The sequence below is a fragment of the Candidatus Obscuribacterales bacterium genome (genome assembly GCA_036703605.1).
Taxonomy (GTDB): domain Bacteria; phylum Cyanobacteriota; class Cyanobacteriia; order RECH01; family RECH01; genus RECH01.
In genome coordinates this window covers 1-2,407 of record DATNRH010000693.1, presented here as the reverse complement: position 1 = coordinate 2,407, position 2,407 = coordinate 1, and the positions used below count along the sequence as shown (strand labels likewise).

Genomic DNA, 2,407 nt, shown 5'->3' with positions numbered 1-2,407 from the left:
TCACTGGCTCATCTCTAAGATGTGTATAAGCGGTAGCCCAAAAGGAGAGGGGACAAGAGTTTTAGCTCCCTTCTCCCGAGGGAGAAGGGTTGGGGATGAGAGCAATTCATCCTTCTATCCAGCAATGCCGCAGAAGGACGCGTTGGTGGAAAGTGAGCATCGAGGTGAGCGATCGCCCTTTACTATCGCAGCTACTGATCACTCATATCAAATCCGGTTGCATATTCATAGCTGCACTATCCTGCCTTCGATCCCCGCTTCGCCACCCCCTTAATCAGGGGGTGGCAGACATCTGGAGTACTGCCACCCCCTGATATGAATTGTGCGTTTAGCCGGATTTGATATAACCTATGTTGATGACTGCTCTGCCAAAATCTGTACCGGGCGTTGCCAGATAATCAATACAATACATCCTTCTTCGCTAGCCACACTGTGCTGCGTATCAGGAGAGTTAATGACTAAAGTTCCAGCGGAATAGGTGCCGTGGCGATCGCTCTGGGAGCCAGACAAAACCACAATATGCTCAAAACCGGTGTGCATGTGCTCAGGAACCGTTGCACCGGGGGCGTAGCGCAGTAAAGCTGCGGAAGCACTGCTCTCTGGATCGCTGTAGAGCGGATAAATCTCTACACCAGGACGAAAAGGTTGCCAGGGGAGGCGATCGCCCGTTTCGGCTAGGTGAAATAGATCGGTTAAGACAAGGGGAGTGGGCATAGTTGGGCTCATGGCGTTAATGACCGGCCATCCGTTGACCGATGGTGCTCAAGTCGGCGTCGGCGATCGCACTTTCGTAGACAAATTCGCCATCGCTCATCACCACGATGCGATCCGCTAGGGACAGCAGTTCGTCTAGGTCTTCACTCACGAGTAAGACAGCCACGCCGCGGTTGCGGGCAGCGACAATCTGTCCATGGATAAACTCCACGGCCGAGAAATCTAGACCAAAACATGGATTCGCAGCGATCAGTAAGTTAATTTGATCCGAGGATAACTCTCGGGCCAGAACTGCCCGCTGGACATTCCCGCCAGATAGATGACTAATGGGCGTTTCTGGGGTGGGGGTTTTCACCGAAAATTGCTGGATCAGGCGATTGGCCATCTGGCGAATCGAACCTAGGCGCAGAAATGCTCCCTTGGATTGAGGAGGGCGGTCAAAGGTGCGTAGGGCCATGTTTTCCGCCACGCTCATGTGAGGAACACAGGCATTGCGCAGGGGTTCTTCCGGTAGGGAAAAGACCCTGTTTTGGAACATCTCTGACCGAGTTGCCCCATAGGGTGTGCCGTTGACGACGACCGTACCAGTGGTGGGCGATCGCTGCCCCGACAACACCTCCACCAACTCCCGCTGCCCATTTCCCGAAACGCCAGCAATCCCAACAATTTCGCCAGAAAAGACGGTGAGACTTGTACCTCGTACAGCAGGTAGTCCATTATCTTTATTAGCGTGAATATCGGTAAATTCTAGGACGGGGCGCTCGGCTGCGGTGATCACCTTATCCACAACCTTAGGTTCTCTTGCCTCTCCTAGCATCATGGACGACAGATCAGCAATGGTCAGATCCTTGACCAGGCCATGCCCCGCAAACTTACCTTTGCGCAGCACAGTTACCTCATCGGTAAAGGTCATTACTTCCCGGAATTTGTGAGAAATCATCAGCACACTCAGCCGCCCATTGGTCACCTCTTGACGCAGCAGACCCAGGACCTCATCCGCTTCACCGGGGGTCAGCACTGACGTCGGCTCATCCAAAATCAGAATGCGACTGTTGAGATAGAGTTGCTTGAGAATTTCCAGCTTTTGCTTTTGTCCAGCCGCTAGCTGGGCCACCGGCACCTCCAAGTCAACTTGGAAGGGAGCCTGATCCATGAAGGCCTGGAGGCGATCGCGTTCCTCTTGCCAGCGGATCATCACGGAGGGATCAAAGCGGGAGAGGACTAGATTTTCCGCCACGGTCATAGCGGGCACCGAGGTAAAGTGCTGGTAGACCATGCCAATGCCGTACTGGTGAGCGTCTTTGGGGCTAGCAATCTCCCGCGATCGCTTACCCACCAAGACATCCCCCGACGTGGGTTGATAAAACCCCATAATGCATTTGACCAGGGTACTTTTCCCGGCCCCATTTTCGCCTAGCAGCGCATGGAAGGTGCCAGGCTTCAGGTGCATGGAGACGTGATCGAGGGCAACCAAGCTACCAAATTGCTTGGTCATGTTGACCACTTCTAGATCAGGTGGGCTAATCACATCCGAGGCAGAGACAGAAGCAGTGGTCATGGCAATCTCTCTAGAGTGAATGAATCGCATCAATGAGGGCCGCCGACTCGGCTACGGCACCAAACACACCCCCTTGCATGGTAATCATCTTTAGGGCAGCCAGATGGTTACCATAGTCCGTTGCGCCGGTGCAGT

The 2,407-nt window shown here is 53.8% G+C and carries 2 protein-coding genes; both read right to left on the bottom strand.

All coding sequences use genetic code 11. The features are described from left to right. Positions 1 to 348 precede the first annotated feature (348 nt). A complete protein-coding gene (locus V6D20_14695) occupies positions 349 to 714 on the bottom strand; it encodes a cupin domain-containing protein (protein HEY9817028.1) in 366 nt (121 codons plus the stop codon). 16 nt (positions 715 to 730) lie between these two features. Continuing rightward, entirely contained in the window at positions 731 to 2,272 is a 1,542-nt protein-coding gene (locus tag V6D20_14690; protein ID HEY9817027.1) for an ABC transporter ATP-binding protein, read from the bottom strand. Positions 2,273 to 2,407 lie beyond the last annotated feature (135 nt).

Coding starts and splice junctions, on each gene's coding strand:
- V6D20_14695 (HEY9817028.1), bottom strand. CDS start 714: ATGCCCACTCCCCTTGTCTTAACCGATCTATTTCACCTAGCCGAAACG.
- V6D20_14690 (HEY9817027.1), bottom strand. CDS start 2,272: ATGACCACTGCTTCTGTCTCTGCCTCGGATGTGATTAGCCCACCTGAT.